Origin of the sequence: Saccharothrix sp. ALI-22-I (genome assembly GCF_001984175.1) — a bacterium.
Lineage (GTDB): Bacteria > Actinomycetota > Actinomycetes > Mycobacteriales > Pseudonocardiaceae > Actinosynnema.
Genome location: NZ_MTQP01000066.1, coordinates 56,345 through 72,779, shown reverse-complemented (window position 1 = coordinate 72,779; position 16,435 = coordinate 56,345). Strand labels below are relative to the sequence as shown.

12 protein-coding genes and 1 pseudogene are annotated in these 16,435 nt (G+C 70.7%); 8 read left to right on the top strand and 5 right to left on the bottom strand.

Annotation, left to right across the window (positions count from 1 at the left end):
- Nucleotides 1–4 precede the first annotated feature (4 nt).
- From ALI22I_RS28925 to ALI22I_RS28910, 5 genes and pseudogenes are all read right to left on the bottom strand, one after another.
- The gene (locus ALI22I_RS28925) at nucleotides 5–1,489 is read right to left on the bottom strand and encodes an AMP-binding protein (protein WP_077008729.1); all 1,485 of its coding nucleotides are present in this window, start codon (nucleotides 1,487–1,489) and stop codon (nucleotides 5–7) included.
- The gene (gene pabB / locus ALI22I_RS28920) at nucleotides 1,489–3,696 is read right to left on the bottom strand and encodes an aminodeoxychorismate synthase component I (RefSeq protein ID WP_077008728.1); all 2,208 of its coding nucleotides are present in this window, start codon (nucleotides 3,694–3,696) and stop codon (nucleotides 1,489–1,491) included. Before pabB ends, ALI22I_RS28925 begins: the two co-directional genes overlap by 1 nt.
- Nucleotides 3,697–3,742: 46 nt before the next feature.
- The gene (locus ALI22I_RS53980; protein ID WP_238598623.1) at nucleotides 3,743–4,129 is read right to left on the bottom strand and encodes a hypothetical protein; all 387 of its coding nucleotides are present in this window, start codon (nucleotides 4,127–4,129) and stop codon (nucleotides 3,743–3,745) included.
- A gap of 156 nt (nucleotides 4,130–4,285) precedes the next feature.
- Nucleotides 4,286–4,516: pseudogene (locus ALI22I_RS55695) on the bottom strand (antibiotic biosynthesis monooxygenase); the annotation flags it as partial.
- Between the two features lie 262 nt (nucleotides 4,517–4,778).
- Nucleotides 4,779–7,031, bottom strand: coding sequence for a rhamnogalacturonan lyase (locus ALI22I_RS28910; protein WP_077008726.1), 2,253 nt, complete (start codon nucleotides 7,029–7,031; stop codon nucleotides 4,779–4,781).
- 180 nt (nucleotides 7,032–7,211) lie between these two features.
- Here ALI22I_RS28910 and ALI22I_RS28905 point away from each other — a divergent pair, with 180 nt between their 5' ends.
- From ALI22I_RS28905 to ALI22I_RS28870, 8 genes are all read left to right on the top strand, one after another.
- Nucleotides 7,212–8,501, top strand: coding sequence for an ABC transporter substrate-binding protein (locus tag ALI22I_RS28905; RefSeq protein ID WP_143532488.1), 1,290 nt, complete (start codon nucleotides 7,212–7,214; stop codon nucleotides 8,499–8,501).
- Nucleotides 8,502–8,503: 2 nt separating this feature from the next.
- A complete protein-coding gene (locus tag ALI22I_RS28900; protein WP_077008725.1) occupies nucleotides 8,504–9,460 on the top strand; it encodes a carbohydrate ABC transporter permease in 957 nt (318 codons plus the stop codon).
- Nucleotides 9,457–10,335 (top strand): carbohydrate ABC transporter permease, encoded by an 879-nt coding sequence (locus tag ALI22I_RS28895; protein WP_238598622.1) that lies wholly within the window; start codon nucleotides 9,457–9,459, stop codon nucleotides 10,333–10,335. Before ALI22I_RS28900 ends, ALI22I_RS28895 begins: the two co-directional genes overlap by 4 nt.
- The gene (locus ALI22I_RS28890) at nucleotides 10,332–10,883 is read left to right on the top strand and encodes a hypothetical protein (protein ID WP_238598621.1); all 552 of its coding nucleotides are present in this window, start codon (nucleotides 10,332–10,334) and stop codon (nucleotides 10,881–10,883) included. Before ALI22I_RS28895 ends, ALI22I_RS28890 begins: the two co-directional genes overlap by 4 nt.
- Complete coding sequence (locus ALI22I_RS28885; RefSeq protein WP_077008723.1) at nucleotides 10,880–12,718, top strand: DUF6807 family protein; 1,839 nt, start codon at nucleotides 10,880–10,882, stop codon at nucleotides 12,716–12,718. Before ALI22I_RS28890 ends, ALI22I_RS28885 begins: the two co-directional genes overlap by 4 nt.
- 85 nt (nucleotides 12,719–12,803) lie before the next feature.
- Nucleotides 12,804–13,124 (top strand): L-rhamnose mutarotase, encoded by a 321-nt coding sequence (locus tag ALI22I_RS28880; RefSeq protein ID WP_077008722.1) that lies wholly within the window; start codon nucleotides 12,804–12,806, stop codon nucleotides 13,122–13,124.
- 111 nt (nucleotides 13,125–13,235) lie between these two features.
- Nucleotides 13,236–14,384 carry an L-rhamnose isomerase gene (gene rhaI / locus ALI22I_RS28875; RefSeq protein ID WP_077008721.1) on the top strand — a complete coding sequence of 383 codons (1,149 nt, stop codon included), beginning with the start codon at nucleotides 13,236–13,238 and terminating at the stop codon, nucleotides 14,382–14,384.
- Nucleotides 14,381–16,405, top strand: coding sequence for a bifunctional rhamnulose-1-phosphate aldolase/short-chain dehydrogenase (locus tag ALI22I_RS28870; RefSeq protein ID WP_077009270.1), 2,025 nt, complete (start codon nucleotides 14,381–14,383; stop codon nucleotides 16,403–16,405). Before rhaI ends, ALI22I_RS28870 begins: the two co-directional genes overlap by 4 nt.
- Nucleotides 16,406–16,435: the final 30 nt, after the last annotated feature.

Here is a 16,435-nt window from a genome sequence, read left to right as displayed (position 1 = left end):
CAGGTCACCAGGAACCCGTGCGCACGACGTGCCGACGCAACTTGCCGGTGGCGGTCCTCGGCAACCGGTGCACGAGCCGCACCGTGCGAGGCACCTTGAACGCGGGGAGCCGGGACCGGGTCCAGGCGATCAGCTCGACCTCCAGACCCGGTGCGTGTCCGGTTCCGCCTTCGGGAACCACGAACGCCCGCAGCCGTGAGGCGTGCTGGTGGTCGAGCACGGCGGCCACCGCGGCCTCGCGGACCATGGGGTGCGCGGCCAGGACCCGCTCGACCTCCAGTGGCGACAGGGAGATCCCGCCGACCATCTCCATGTCGTCGGTGCGGCCGAGGTGGCTCACCGTGCCGTCGGCGTTGCGGCGGGCCCGGTCGTGGGTGGCCAGCCAGCCGTCGACGAGTGTTTTCCCAGTGAGTTCCGGCTGGTTGAGGTAGTGGGAGAACAGCGTCGGACCGCGCACCCACAGTTCACCCTCGGTGCCGGTGGCGACCGGTCGGCCGTGCCGATCACGCACCTGCACCTCCCATCCGGGCACCGGCGGGCCCAGCGTGCCCGGGGTGTTGTCGTCTATCCGGTTGGCGCAGAACGCGTGCCCGGCCTCGGTGGAGCCGATCTGCTCCAACACCTCGATCCCCAGCTCGTGGATCAGTCGGGTGCCGAGCGAGTCGGGCAGCGGCTCGCCGGCGGACACCGCGACACGCAGGGACTTCAGCGCGCCGCGGGTGTCGGCGGACGCCAGCGCCCCGTAGGAGGACGGCACGGAGTACAGGACGCTCACCCTGTGCCGGGCCACCATGTCGATGATCTCCTCCGCCGCGGGGCGGTGCGGTGCGAGCACCGCGGCCGAACCCGAGTGCAGTGGGAACACCAGCGCGTTGCCGAAGCCGTACGCCCAGAACATCTTCGAGACCGACAGCGCGATGTCGTCGGGCTCGATGCGCAGCACGTGACGTCCCACCGAGGTGCCGTACCAGTAGAGGTCTTTGTGGGCGTGCACGACGCCCTTCGGTCGACCGGTGGTCCCGGAGGTGTACTGCACGTAGAGCGGGCTCGTCGCGGTGACGTCGACCGCGGGCACGACCGCGGCCGTCGAGGCCCGGTCGAACAGCCGGTCGACGTCGATCCACGTGCATCCGGAGAAGCGGTCCGCCAACGCCGCCTCCGTCACGCAGGCGCGTGCGCCGCAGTCCGCCAGCAGCAGTTCGTGATCGGCTGCGGGGAGTTCCGGATTCACCAGCACCGCCACCGCACCCAGCCGGGCTATCGCCAGGAACGCGACCACCCACGCGACACCGTCCGGCGCGGCCAGCAGCACGTGGTCGCCCCGGCCGATACCGTGGTCGCGCAGCACGCCTGTGGCGCGCGCGGCGCGGTCGTGCACCTGACCGTGCGTCCACACGTCGTCGCCCACCAGATAGGCGGGCCGGGACGACCAGCCGGACCGCTCGGCGCGTGCGGCCAGCGCACCCGCCGCGTTGTCGACTCCCGTCATCAGCCGGCCTCCACCTCGGTGCGCCGTGCGGTGGCGCGGCGGCGGCGTGCGTGCCTGCCCCGGGACACGCGCGGCTCGGCGGGCAGCACCGCGGCCGGTTGGTGCACGCCGGAACCCCAGTAGGCCCGCATCGGCGCGGCCAGCTTGAGCAGCATCTCCCGGTATTCCGCCTCGGGATCGGAGCCCAGCACGACCGCCCCGCCGGCTCCGATCCGCACCCGTCCGGAGGCGAAGACCGCGGTGCGGATGACGATGCTCAGGTCGGCGGAGCCGTTGCAGCTCAGGAAGCCCAGCGCGCCGGAGTACACGCCGCGGGCACCGGACTCCAGCTCGTCGATGATCTCCATCGTGCGTTCCTTGGGCGCCCCGGTCATGGACCCGCCGGGGAAACAGGCCCGTACGCAGTCCAGCGCGTCCAGCCCTGGTCTCAGCTCGCCGCGCACCGTCGAGACGAGCTGGTGCACGGTCTGGTAGCTCCGGGTCGCCATCAGCTCCGGCACTCCCACCGTGCCCACCCGGCACACCCGCCCCAGGTCGTTGCGCAGCAGGTCCACGATCATCAGGTTCTCGGCGCGCGTCTTCGGGTCCTCGATCAGACCGTCACGCAGTGCGGCGTCCTCTTCGGGGGTCGCGCCGCGGGCGGACGTGCCTTTGATCGGTTCGGCCTGCACGACGCCGTCGGCGCCGACCCGGAGGAACCGCTCCGGTGACGAACTGGCCACGTCGACCTCGCCGAAGCGCAGGTAGGCGGAGAACGGCGCCGGGTTGACCCGGCGCAGCACCCGGTAGTAGTCGGCCGAGGTGGACGTCGCGGGCAGTTCCACCGCCGTGGTCAGGCAGACCTCGTAGCTCTCGCCCGCGTGCAGCCGTTCCTGGGAGGAGACGACATCGGCGCGGTAGCCCTCGGCGTCGCGCAGCAGCCAACGTTCGGTGATCTCCACGGCGTCGTCGTCGTGCCGAGTCGTCGGATACAGCCAGGCTCTGGCCGGAGGTGTCTTGTGCGACGACAGGGAGGACAGGGTGAGGAGTGCCGCGTCGAGCCAGGCGGCGGCCTCCTCAGCGGCGGTCGGCGTGTCCTCGGCCAGGCAGAGCAGGTACGCCGTGTGCTCGTGGTGGTCGATGACGACGACCCGGTCGGCGAACAACCAGGCGGCGTCGGGGGTGCTGCTGCGGTGGGCGGCCCGGCCACCGAGGACCGCCTTGAGCTCGTACCCGAAGTACCCGACCCAGCCGCACGTGAAGTCGAACGGGAGGTCCGGCCGGGGGTGTGCGCGTTGGTCGAGACCGCGCCGCAGGTAGGCGAACACGTCGTCGTGCAGCCTGGTCGGTGGTCGGCCCGCGCGTTCCACCGTCAGCACGCCGTCTTGCACGTCGTAGCTGAGGTACTCGGCGAGCGGACCGGTGTCGTCACCGAGGTAGGAGAAGCGCGACCCCCGGTCGTCCGCGCCGGCGCCGTCCAGCCAGAACGCGCGTGGTGATGCCGAGTGGAGTTCCGCGAACACCTGCTCCGGGTCGACGGCTCCGCGGTGCACCGCGGTGTGCAGCCGGTGGCCGGTGTGCCGGGCGGGCGTCTCGGGCGCCGTTTCCGCAGGTGCGGGGCTGGAACCGGACACCGTGATGGACGGTCTCGCCACCTCGGAGAGCGCACGGAAATTGGCCACCAGCCGGGTTCCCCACTCGGTGAGGATCGACTCCGGGTGGAACTGCACTCCCCACTGAGGGCGGGACCGGTGGCGCAGCCCCATCAGCACGCCGTCCTCCGCCCAGGCGGTGGCCTCCAGTCCCGGTGGCAACGGTTCGCGCACGCACAACGAGTGGTAGCGGACCGCGGTGAACCCTTGGGGGATTCCCGCGAACAGGCCGCGCCCGTCGTGCGCGACGGTGGTCGGATGACCGTGTCGGGCCTGTGGCGCGAACGCGACCTGCGCGCCGGCCTGGAAGCCCAACCCCTGGTGGCCGAGGCACACCCCGAGTACCGGTAACAGATCCTGGTCCAGGAAGCGGCTCGCCCCGGCGAGATCCCGGTCCCGACCCGGTCGACCGGGCCCTGGGGAGATCACCACGTTGTCCACCTCGTTGAACGACAGCCTGGCCAGCTCCGGGTCGTCGTTGCGCAGCACGAGGGGGTCTTCCCCGTTCACTTCCGCGACGAGGTGGAACAGGTTGTACGTGTACGAGTCGTGGTTGTCGATCAGGAGGGTCCGCACAGATCACACTCCGGTGTTCGTGGCGGCGGGTCGTCCGGGCATCGCGTCAACGGCGACGCGAACGGGACTGTTGTCCGCCAGGGGAGGTCGCGGGGGCGGCGTGCCGTGCCCGCGCGGCTCTGGGTGGTCGTGAACCCGTTCGGGCGCCGTTGTCGGCCGGCACCGCGACGGGTGGGAGTCGGTGTGAGGTTGAAATGGGCGCGGTGCCGGCGTCGGGCGGGCTGTCCGCCGGGGGTGCGGCTACAGGGGTGATACCTCGGCGTGACCAGGGGCCGAGCAGCTTCTGCACCTGAGGCATGAGCACCCAGGTCATCAGCACCGTCACGCACACGCACAGCACGAACGTGCGTGCGACGAGCGGCAGACCCGCGACCCGCGGGATGACGGTGATGTTGACCAGCAGCACGGCCGGGAACACGCCGGTCAGCGTCATCAGCGCCATCTTCCACTTCGGCGGAGGGCCCGGTGGAGGGCCTGGCGGGGGGCTCGGCGCCGGCGCGGATCGGGTCGGCGCATCCACCGGGGGCGCGGTCGTGGACACACCCACGCCGCCCTGAGTCGCGAAGCGCTCGATGTATTCGCGCCAGGCCTCGTGCGTCGGTGACCGCCCCCAAGCGGCGACGTTCTCCGCGCTGTCGAACCAGCAGATGACCAGCCATGTCACCGAATCGCCCGATGCTTTCTCCATTCTGCCTTCGAGATAACCCGGTGATCTGGACGCGGCTGCCAGCAGGCCTTTCACCGATGCCGAGAAACTCTCCATCCCGCCCGGCACGACCCGATATGTGCTAATGGTCACACCTGCTTTTCCGTCGGGCATCGGACCACCAGCCCCTCGGCTCGACTGGAAAGGCTTGCAGGGATTCATACGGCCGGTCGTGCGAACGGGTTCACCCGTGATCACAGGAAGATCTCGGAAAGGGGTCGCACGCCGGCCGCGACGAGCCCGGACGAGCCCGGACGAGCCGCGACGAGCCGCGACGAGCCCCGACGTGGTCCGCGCATAGACGAATCACCAAGTGCGGCCGGAGTGTTGATACTCCAGCCGCACTTGGTGATCGTGTCGCCCTGGGTCAGGAGCGCTAACGCGGCACTTTCGACCAATCCGTGTCCGAAGCCAGGTAGAAACCGGTGTACGCGGGCTGGTTGTACGTGGTCTGCTGCCGCGCGATGTCCACCCGGTACTGCGGGTCGTGCATCAGCGTGTAGAGCTTGTGGCCGGTCACCTCGGTGCTCAGGTAGATCCGCAACGCCGAGCTGTCCGCCGTGCGCACCACCAACTCCTCGCGCCAGTCACCCAGCACGTCGGCCACCAGCGACGGGTTGCCCTTGGTGTGGTTGTTCGTGCGCGTGCCCTCGGCGGTCAGCAGAGTCCCGCGCCGCCAGTCCTTGATCGACGGTGTCACCTCCAGTGCGCCGTCCACGACCTGCGTGGTCAGGTCGGCCGCCCACCGGATGCTCGCGTTCGTCCCCGGGATCGCCGTCGACAGCGGACGCCCGTCCGCCGACCACAACCCCACCGCGCCCGAACCGCCCGGCACCGACGCCCACGTCTCCAGTCCCGGCTCGGATGGCAGCACGTCACCGACCATGCCGCGCCCGGTGTCCACACCGGTGTAAGCGCCGTAGATCACCTGACCGGTGGCCGCGTCACGCAACGCGTAACCGTAGGGCGCCGAACGCGCGCCCTCGTGCACCATGTAGATCTCCAGACCCGGCCGGGTCGGGTCGATATCGGTCACGTGCAACGCGTCGCCGTGCCCGAGCCGTTCCACCGCACCGGGGTTCGCGCTGCCCGGCGGCAGCACGCCCGACGAGCTGTACAACAGCTTCCCGTCGTGGTCGATGGTCGACGACCCGTACACGATCTCCTGCTTGCCGTCGCCGTCCACGTCCGCCGCGCTCAACGAGTGCGCGCCCTGCGTGGCCAGTGACCCGTACTCCGGCGACGAGCCGTCGCGGTTGTGCACCGGGTAGTTGAACGGGTTGCTCATCGGCACCCAACCGCTGTCCACGAACCAGCCCTTGACCAGCCGCCGCCCGTTCCACCGGTACGTCGCCACCGTCGTGCGCGTGTAGTAACCACGGGCGAACACCGCCGACGGGTGCTTGCCGTCCAGGTACGCCACACCGGCCAGGAACCGGTCCACCCGGTTGCCCGGCTCGATGCGGCCCAACGCGTAGTCGCCCCACATCAGCCCGTCGTCGTGCCGACCCGGCTCGTACCGCACCGTCTCCAACTCACGGCCGGACGCCCCGTCGAACACCGTCAGGTACTCCGGACCGTCCACGATGAACCCGGCGAACGCCCGAAGGTTGTTGCGGGCACTACGACTCGGCGCGTACACGTCCATGAAGTGGTCCGCCAACGCACGGGCGTCCACATCGGACAAGGGGTAGCCGTACCGCGGCTCGATGCCGAACGCCTGCTCCAACGTCGCCGGCCACCGCCCGGCCACCACCTCGGGATGCCGGTCCCAGCCCCGGAACATCTCCACCACGTGCTCGTAGTAACCCGCCGCGCTGAGCCGGTAGTCGTCACGGTGAGAGAAACCCGCCCGCACGTCCTCGCGCGGCATGGTCACGTACCGCTCCGACACCGCGTTCCCACGCCGGTCGTACGACGTCACCTTGGTCCCCGGCGCGGTCTTCATCATCATCTCCGAACGGCCGTCGCCGTCGAAGTCGTAGACCGGGAACTGCGTGTAGTGCGCGCCGGAGCGGATGTTCACGCCCAGGTCCACGCGGTGCAGCAGGGTGCCGTCGAACCGGTACGTGTCCACGTAGGTCGGGCCGGTGTAGCCGATCTGCGAGACGTCCTTGGAGTTGGACGGCTCCCACTTGACCACGTACTCGTAGCTGCCGTCACCGTCCACGTCACCGACGCTCACGTCGTTGGCCGAGTACGTGTACGCCTCACCGGCCGGCGTCACACCGTCGGCGGGCTTGCGCAGCGGCAGGTCGTAGGACCCGCCCGCCCACGGCGACACGGGCTCGCTCAGCCCGCCCTGCCGACCCCGGACGACCGGCGCCACCCGGTACTCCGAGCCGCCGGTCGCGTCGAGGTAGTTGGTGCTGTCGGTGACCGTGGCGATCCTGCGCCCGTCGCGGTAGACGGCGAACGCCGGACCGGCCAGCCCGGTGTCGGTGTGGCCGGTGACCTCGTGGCGCAGCAGCCGCCAGCTCAGGAACACCCCGCCGTCGGTGCGCGCCGCGACCAGGCCGCGGTCGAGCCGCTCCAGCCGCGGACCACCCGGTGAGGCCAGGGCCGGAGACGTGCTCAGGACTAACGCCAGCGCCGTCAGGACGGCGAGCAGCGGTCGGACGCGGGTCATCTGCGGCCTCCAGGGAGCGCGACGATGCGCGAGGTGCGTGACGAGGCCACACGATGAACCGTTTCAACCCGGTTGGCAAGACCGGATCAGTCCAGCGTCTCAGTGGGGGAATGGCTCTCTTGACGCCGTGATGGGGGTCACCTACGTTGTTTGAACCGATTCAATCAAGGGGTGACGGTGATGGGACGAGTGTCTCGCCGCGGCGCGGCAGGCATGCTGGTCGGGCTGTTGTCGCTGTCCGCGGCGCTGTCCGGCTGCGGTAGCGGTGATTCGGCCGACGGCTCGGTGACGTTGCGGTTCGTCTGGTGGGGCAACGAGGACCGGGCCAAGGTCACCAGGGCCGCGGTCGACGAGTTCCAGAAGCGCAACCCGGACATCAAGGTGGAGACGGAGTACAGCGGCTACGACGCGTACTTCCAGAAGCTCTCCACCCAGGTCGCCGGCGGCGCCGGACCGGACCTGCTCCAGCTGGACCGGGCCACGGTCGGCGAGTACGCCGGCCGCAACGTGCTGGCCGACCTGGGGGAGTACGTCGGCAAGGACCTGAAGATCGACAAGATCCCGCCGAACCTGCTGGAGGGCGGCAAGGTCGACGGCAAGCAGTACGCCGTCGCGGGCGGCGCCACCACCCAGATGCTGATCTTCGACCCGACGCACTTCGACGCCGCGGGCGTCAAGGTGCCCACTGCGCCCGGCGAGAAGTGGACCTGGGCGGAGTTCGCCGCGGCGATGAACAAGGTCGGCGCGGCGGGCCAGGTGGCCGGCACCACCGACTTCGGCTGGGCCATCGACTGGTTCGAGGTGTGGCTGCACCAGCACGACAAGTCGCTCTACACCCCGGAGGGCAAGCTCGGCTTCACCGCCGACGAGCTGGCCGAGTACTGGGAGATGATCGGCACGATGCGCCCCGGCAAGGGCGTCTCGCCCGCCGAGGTGACCACCAAGATGGACGGCTCGGTGCAGAACTCCGGCATCGTGACCAAGCAGTCCGCCTCGGAGATCGGCTACGACTCCGGCGTCACCGGCTACTTCGGCGCGTTCGGCCCGAACCTCAAGGTCGCGCCGCTGCCCAGTGACGTGGCGGAGAGCGGCATGGCCGCGATGCCGCCGGTGTCGTTCGCGGTGTCGCAACGGTCCAAGAACCGGGACGCGGCGGTCAAGCTGCTGGACTTCCTGCTCAACGACCCCGAGGCGGGCAAGCTGCTCGGCGCCTCGCGCGGCGTGCCGCCGAACGAGGAGATCCGCGCCCAGGTGTGCGCGACGGCGGAGGCCGGCAGCAAGGCCGTGTGCGACTACGAGGTGGCGCAGAAGGACAAGATCGGCCCGGCGTTCGGCGCCTGGCCCACCGGCTCCTCGGCCATCAAGCGCGACTTCCAGCGCACCTACGACGACGTGATCTTCAACCGGGTCAGCGTCGCCGACGCGGCCAAGCGCGTGGTCCAGGACGCCGAGCAGTCGCTGGGGTCCTGAGGATGACCCAGTCCGTTCTGAGCCGGCCGGAGGTCGCCGACTCGCCGCCGCCCGCGACCGCTGCCCGCGGTCGCAGGCGGCGGGGCCAGGGTGTGGCGTACCTGTTCCTGTCGCCGTGGATCATCGGCGCGGCGCTGCTGACCATCGGCCCGATGGCGGCGTCGCTGTACCTGTCGTTCACCGACTACGACCTGTTCTCGTCCCCGAACTGGATCGGCGCCGAGAACTACGTGACCATGTTCACCGGCGACGAGCGCTTCTGGCACGCCGCCTGGGTCACCACCAAGTACGTGTTCATCTCGGTGCCGCTCAAGCTCGGACTGGCGCTCGCGGTGGCCCTGCTGCTCAACCGGCAGCGCACGGGCGTCGGCCTGTACCGGTCGGCGTTCTACGCGCCGTCGCTGCTCGGCGCGAGTGTGAGCGTCGCGCTGGCGTGGCGGGCGCTGTTCTCCACCGACGGCACGGTGGACCGGGTGCTCGCCTCGGTCGGCGTGGACACCGGCGGCTGGGTCGACCAGCCGCAGTACGCGCTGCTCACGCTGGTGGCGCTGGCCGCGTGGCAGTTCGGCGCGCCGATGGTGATCTTCCTGGCCGGGCTGAAGCAGGTGCCGCGCGAGTTGTACGAGGCGGCGGCGATCGACGGCGCGGGCCCGGCCCGCCGGTTCCTCAGCGTCACGCTGCCCATGCTGTCCCCGGTGATCCTGTTCAACCTGGTGCTGGAGACCATCCACGCGTTCCAGGCGTTCACCGGCGCGTTCGTGGTGAGCAGCGGGCGCGGCGGTCCCAGCGACTCGACCCTGCTCTACCCGCTCTACCTCTACCAGCGCGGCTTCACCGACTTCCGGATGGGCTACGCCTCGGCGATGGCCTGGGTGCTGCTCGCCGTGGTCGCGATCCTGACCGCACTGGTGTTCCGCAGCGCCCGGCGCTGGGTGTTCTACGCGGGGGAGAACCGTTGAGCACGTTGACATCGTCGGCATCGTCAGCTTCGTCCGAGAAGTCGGCCCTGCCGAAGAAGCTGGTGTGGCACGTCCTGGTCCTGGGCGTGCTGCTGGTGCTGCTGTACCCGGTGATCTGGCTGATCTCCACGTCGTTCAAGCCCGCGACGGAGGTGATCTCCACGCTCGCGCTGCTGCCGAGGGAGCCCACCGGGAACAACTACGCCGAGGTGTTCGACGGCGTCGGCGAGTTCGGCGTGCTGCACTACTTCTGGAACTCGCTGATGATCTCGGCGGGCGCGGTGGTCGGCAACGTGGTGTCGTGCTCGCTCGCGGCCTACGCGTTCGGCCGGCTGCACTTCCGGGGCCGGGGCCCGATGTTCGGGTTCATGATGATCACGATCATGCTGCCGCAGCACGTGGTGCTGATCCCGCAGTACGTCATCTTCCAGCAGATGGACATGGTGAACACGTTCTGGCCGCTGATCCTGCCGAAGTTCCTGGCCACGGACGCGTTCTTCATCTTCCTGATGGTGCAGTTCATCCGCACGCTGCCGCGTGAGCTGGACGAGGCGGCCACGCTGGACGGTTGCGGACCGGTCGGGGTGTTCCGGCACGTGATCCTGCCGCTGCTGCGGCCGGCCCTGATCACCACCGCGATCTTCACCTTCATCTGGACCTGGAACGACTTCTTCAGCCAGCTGATCTACCTCAACGACCCGGAGAAGTTCACCCTGCCGCTGGCGTTGCAGCTGTTCATCGACCAGGCGACGCAGTCGGCGTTCGGGCCGATGTTCGCCATGTCGGTGCTCGCGCTGCTGCCCATCGGCCTGTTCTTCCTGGCTTTCCAGCGGTTCCTGGTGGACGGTGTGGCGACCAGCGGGATCAAGGGATGAGCGCGCGGGAGATGAGTCCGTGGGTGCGGCCGTTGGCGCTGCTGGCCGAGGTGCTGCTGATCGGCGTGCTGGTGTGCGTCGCGGCGCTGCCGGTGCTGACCGCGTTGCCCGCCGCTGCGGCGGGTGCGGTGCTGCTGCGGGAGCTGGTGGACGACGGCCGCACGCCCACCGTGCGGCGGTTCGTCGTGCTGCTGGGCCAAGCGGTACGTGACCCCGTAGCGGTCGCGGTCCCGGTGGTGGTGCTGGCGGTCGGCGTGCTGGACGTGCTGGCGTTGCTGGGCGGGCTGCCGGGCGCGTCCGTGCTCGGTCCGGTGATCGGGCTGGCGCTGGCCGGGGTGGTGCTGGTGCTGCTGCGGACGGCGGCGCGGTGGAACCCGGGTGACCGGTGGGCCGTGCTGCTGGCCGAGCCGTCGCGCGACTGGGTCGGGTACGCGTACCTGGTCGTCGCGCTGGTGGTGGCGGCGCTGGTGATCGGGCAGGCACCGGCGTTCGTCGTCGTGGTGCCGGGTCTGCTGGTGTTCGCCGCGGTCGCGGTGGAGCGACGGTGACACCGCGCGTGGTGCTCGCCGGGGCGGCCGGGTACGGGCGGCTGTACCTGCGGGAGATCGCGGCGCTGGAGGCCGACGGGCTGGTGCGGTTGGCGGGCGTGTGCGAGGTCAACCCGCTGGACGGCGAGGCGCGCAGGATCATCGGCGACCGGCCGGTGGATGCCGACCTGTCGGCGTTGACGCGCGGCGCGGACATCGGGATCGTGTCCACGCCCATGCACACGCACGTGCCGTTGGCGCACAAGGTCTTGGACGCCGGCGCGCACCTCGTGCTGGAGAAACCGCCCACGCCGACGTTGGCCGACTGGCAGGACCTGGTCGACCGGTCCGAGGGCAGGCTGGTCCAGGTCGGCTTCCAGAGCCTGGGCTCGCTCGCGGTGCGCCGGCTCGGCGAGTTGATGCGGTCCGGCGCGTTGGGCGAGATCCGGGGCATCGGCGTGCGCGGCACGTGGTCGCGCGACGACAGCTACTACACCCGCGCGCCGTGGGCGGGCCGCCGCACGCTCGACGGCGTGCCGGTGGTGGACGGCGCGTTGACCAACCCGTTCGCGCACGGCATCGCCACCGCGTTGGCGCTGGACGGCAGCACGGGTGTGGACGACGTGGACGATATCGAGCTGGAGCTACTGCGCTCCCGCGACATCGAGGCCGACGACACCTCGTGCCTGCGGCTGCGCACCCGCAACGGCACGGTGATCGTGGTCGCGGTGACGCTGTGCGCCGAGGTCGCGCGGGAACCGGTGCTCGTCGTGCACGGCAGCCGCAAACGCGCCGAGCTGCACTACACCGAGCACCGGCTGGTGATCGACGGTATCGAGGAGCGGTACCGGAACGTCTCACCGCTGCGGAACCTGCTGGACCACCTGAAGGACCCGGGCGTGCCGCTGTGCGCGCCGCTGGCCGAGACCGGTGCGTTCATGCGGGTCCTGGAGGCCGTGCGCACCGCGCCCGACCCGGTGCCGATCGACCCGGCGTGGTTGCGCCGCAACGGCAAGCGGGTCGACGTGGACGGCGTGGACCACGTGGTGGCCAAGGCCGCCGAACACCTGCGCACGTTCGCCGAGCTGGAGGTGCCGTGGTCGCCGCTGGGCGGCGTGGCCCGGTACGGCTGGGACAGCGTGCAGCTGCCGCTGGTCGTGCCGAGGCCGGCCCTGCACCCGGTGCGCACGCTCGGCGGGGTCGTGGTCACCGGCGAGCACCCGGACGACCACCAGTGGCACCGGGGCATCGGACTGGCGCTGCCCGACGTCAACGGGGTCAACCTGTGGGGCGGCCGGAACTACGTGCCCGGCGAGGGGTACGTGCCGGGCGAGCTGGGCCAGGTCCAGGAGTCCGGTCCCGGTGAACTGGCGTGGTGCGACTCGGCGGGCGCGGTGCTGCTGCGCGAACGCCGCCGCATCCGCCGCCGGATGGTGACCGGCGGCTGGGAGCTGGAGTGGACCAGCGTGCTCACCGCCGAGGACGACGTGGTGCTGCACAGCCCCGGCAGCAAGGGCCGGGCGGGCGCGGGCTACGGCGGCTGGTTCTGGCGGCTGCCCGAGCTCGACCCGCTGTCCGTGCACGTCCACAGCCCGAACGGCGTGGGCGAGAACGAGGTCAACGGCCGGACCGCGCCGTGGCTGGCGGTGGTCGTCGGCGACCCGGTGCGAGCCCCGGACAAGCCGGCGTGGACGGCCGTGGTGTCCGGGCCGACCGACCCGTGGTTCGTGCGGGTGGGCCAGTACCAGGGCATCGGCTCCGCTCTCGCGTGGGACGCGCCGGTGGTGCTCAAGCCGGGCGAGGAGCGGGAGATCGCGGTCCGGGTGGCGTTCTACGACGGCGTGCACACGCCGTGACGCAGACAAGTAGTCCAGACCATTGACAACCCTTGTGCCGCAACCATAGCGTCTTTGTGAAACGTTTCATTTTTCGGAGGTCGTCGTGCGACGTGTCTGCTTCCTGCTCCGGGTGCGACCGGAGCGGTTGGAGGAGTACCGGGAGCGGCACCGCGAGGTGTGGCCGGAGATGCGGGAGGCACTGCGCGAGACCGGATGGGGCAACTACAGCCTCTTCCTGGCCGACGACGGGCTGCTCGTCGGCTATCTGGAGACCCCGGACTGGGACGCCGCTCAGCGGGGCATGCGCGAGCGCGAGGTGAACGACCGGTGGCAGGCCGAGATGGCCGAGTTCTTCACCGCGCTGGACGGCAGGCAGCCCGACGAGGCCATGAGGCCGCTGACCGAGGTCTTCCACCTCGACTGAGCAGTGAAGGAGTCCGAAGTGGTCGCCCAGACAGGATCTGCCCAGACAGGATCTGCCCAGACAGGATTAGCCGGCGCAGGATCACCCAGTGCCAGTGCCAGTGCCAGTGACGTGAGGGAGGCCTTGGCGGGGCAGCGGATCGAGCTGCCGTCCTGGGCGTTCGGCAACTCCGGCACCCGGTTCAAGGTGTTCGCGCAACGCGGTGTGCCGCGCACCCCGCACGAGAAGGTCGCGGACGCCGCCACCGTGCACCGGTTCACGGGCGTCGCGCCGTCGGTGGCGCTGCACATCCCGTGGGACCGCGTGTCCGACTACGCGGAGCTGGCCAAGTTCGCCGAAGACCTGGGCGTGTCGATCGGCACGATCAACGCCAACGTCTTCCAGGACGACGCGTACGTGCTCGGCAGCGTGTGCTCGCCCGATCCGGCGGTGCGCCGCAAGGCGGTCGACCACTTGTTGCAGTGCGTCGACATCATGGACGCCACCGGGTCCCGCGACCTGAAGCTGTGGTTCGCCGACGGCACCAACTACCCCGGCCAGGACAACATCCGGGCCCGCCAGGACCGGCTCGCCGAGGCCTTGCAGGAGACGTACCAGCGGCTGGGGGACAACCAGCGCGTCCTGCTGGAGTACAAGCTGTTCGAGCCCGCGTTCTACACCACCGACGTGCCGGACTGGGGCACGGCGTACGCGCACTGCCTGGAGCTGGGCGAGCGGGCGCAGGTCGTGGTCGACACGGGTCATCACGCGCCGGGCACCAACATCGAGTTCATCGTCGCGGTGCTGCTGCGCGCGGGCAAGCTCGGCGGGTTCGACTTCAACTCCCGCTTCTACGCCGACGACGACCTGATGGTCGGTGCGGCGGACCCGTTCCAGCTGTTCCGGATCATGTTCGAGGTGGTGCAGGGCGGCGCTCTCGACGCTTCCTCGGGGGTGGCGTTCATGCTCGACCAGTGCCACAACATCGAGCCGAAGATCCCCGGCCAGATCCGGTCGGTGATGAACGTGCAGGAGGCCACGGCCAAGGCGCTGCTGGTCGACCGGGACGCGTTGGCGGCGGCACAGCGGGTCGGTGACGTGCTGGGCGCGAACGCCGTGCTGATGGACGCCTTCAACACCGACGTGCGGCCGCTGGTGGCGTCCGTGCGCGAGGGCATGGGGCTGGACCCGGACCCGATGGCGGCGTACGCGGGGTCCGGCTACGGCGAGCGGATCGTGGCGGAGCGGGTCGGCGGCGAGCAGGCGGGGTGGGGCGCGTGAACGACCAGGTGAGCGCACTTCTGGCGCGATCGCACGAGCTGGGCTCGGACCCGGCGACCACGAACTACGCGGGCGGCAACACCTCGGCCAAGGGCGTGGAGACCGACCCGGTCACCGGCGCGCCGGTGGAGCTGATGTGGGTCAAGGGCTCCGGCGGCGACCTGGGCACGTTGACCGAACGCGGCCTGGCCGTGCTGCGGCTGGACCGGCTGCGCGCTCTGGTGGACGTGTACCCGGGTGTGGAGCGCGAGGACGAGATGGTGGCCGCGTTCGACTACTGCCTGCACGGTCGCGGCGGCGCGGCGCCGTCGATCGACACCGCCATGCACGGCCTGGTGGACGCCGCGCACGTCGACCACCTGCACCCCGACGCGGGCATCGCGATCGCGGCGGCGGCGGACGGTGAGGCGTTGACCAAGGAGGTGTTCGGCGACCGGGTGCTGTGGGTGCCGTGGCGGCGTCCCGGTTTCCAGCTCGGCCTGGACATCGCCGCGATCGCCCGGGAGAACCCGCAGGCGATCGGCGTGATCCTCGGCGGGCACGGCATCACCGCGTGGGGCGTGACCTCGGCGCAGTGCCAGGAGCGGTCGCAGGAGATCATCCGGCGGGCCACCGAGTTCCTGGCCGCGCGCGGCAGGCCGGACCCGTTCGGCGCGAAGCTGCACGACCCGTTGCCGGCGGAGGAACGCCGGGCCCGTGCCGCCGCTCTGGCCCCGTTGCTGCGCGGCCTGGCGTCCACGGACCGCCCGCAGGTCGGCCACTTCACCGACACCGACGTGGTGCTGGACTTCCTGGCGCACGACGGGCACCCGAGACTGGCCGCGCTCGGCACGTCCTGCCCGGACCACTTCCTGCGCACCAAGGTGCGGCCGATGGTGCTCGACCTGCCGCCGACCGCGCCGTTGGACGAGGTGACGGCCCGGCTGCGCGAGTTGCACGAGGCGTACCGCGAGGACTACCGCGCCTACTACGAGCGCAACGCGTCGCCCGACTCGCCGCCGATGCGCGGTGCGGACCCGGCGATCGTGCTGGTGCCCGGCGTCGGCATGTTCTCCTACGGCAAGGACAAGCAGACCGCGCGGGTCGCGGGCGAGTTCTACGTCAACGCGATCAACGTGATGCGCGGCGCCGAGTCGGTGTCGAAGTACGCGCCGATCGACGAGGCCGAGAAGTTCCGCATCGAGTACTGGGCGCTGGAGGAGGCCAAGCTCCAGCGGATGCCCGCGCCCAAGCCGCTGGCCACCCGGGTCGCGTTCGTCACCGGCGCGGGATCGGGCATCGGCAAGGCGATCGCGCTGCGGCTGGCCGCCGAGGGCGCGTGCGTGGTCGTGGCGGACGTCAACGCGGACGCGGCGCGGGCCGTGGCCGACGAACTCGGCGCGGACACGGCGGTGGCCGTGGTGGCGGACGTGACCGACGAGGAAGCGGTCACGTCCGCCGTCGGCGCGGCGTGCCTGGCGTTCGGCGGGGTGGACCTGGTGGTCAACAACGCCGGTCTGTCCATCTCCAAGCCGCTGCTGGAGACCACCGCCCGCGACTGGGACCTCCAGCACGGCGTGATGGCGCGCGGTTCGTTCCTGGTCGCCAAGGCGGCGGCGAAGGCGATGATCGAGCAGGGGATGGGCGGCGACATCGTCTACATCGCCTCGAAGAACTCCGTCTTCGCCGGACCGAACAACGTCGCCTACGGCGCGGCCAAGGCCGACCAGGCGCACCAGGTCCGGCTGCTGGCCGCCGAACTGGGCGGGCACGGCATCCGGGTCAACGGCGTCAACCCGGACGGCGTGGTGCGCGGGTCGGGCATCTTCGCGGGCGGCTGGGGCGCGCAGCGTGCCGCCGTGTACGGGGTGCCGGAGCATGAGTTGGGCGCCTTCTACGCCCAGCGCACGCTGCTCAAGCGGGAAGTGCTGCCCGAGCACGTGGCCAACGCGGTGTTCGCGCTGACCGCCGGCGAACTGTCCCACACGACCGGCGCGCACATCCCCGTGGACGCGGGCGTGGCCGCCGCCTTCCTGCGGTGAGCACGGTGATCGGTCATACGGGTCCGCCGA

What these genes read in the sequence shown, in the direction of transcription:
- ALI22I_RS28925 (WP_077008729.1), bottom strand. Translation starts at nt 1,489, where the DNA reads ATGACGGGAGTCGACAACGCGGCGGGTGCGCTGGCCGCACGCGCCGAG.
- ALI22I_RS53980 (WP_238598623.1), bottom strand. Translation starts at nt 4,129, where the DNA reads ATGACGCTGACCGGCGTGTTCCCGGCCGTGCTGCTGGTCAACATCACC.
- ALI22I_RS28910 (WP_077008726.1), bottom strand. Translation starts at nt 7,031, where the DNA reads ATGACCCGCGTCCGACCGCTGCTCGCCGTCCTGACGGCGCTGGCGTTA.
- ALI22I_RS28905 (WP_143532488.1), top strand. Translation starts at nt 7,212, where the DNA reads ATGGGACGAGTGTCTCGCCGCGGCGCGGCAGGCATGCTGGTCGGGCTG.
- ALI22I_RS28900 (WP_077008725.1), top strand. Translation starts at nt 8,504, where the DNA reads ATGACCCAGTCCGTTCTGAGCCGGCCGGAGGTCGCCGACTCGCCGCCG.
- ALI22I_RS28890 (WP_238598621.1), top strand. Translation starts at nt 10,332, where the DNA reads ATGAGCGCGCGGGAGATGAGTCCGTGGGTGCGGCCGTTGGCGCTGCTG.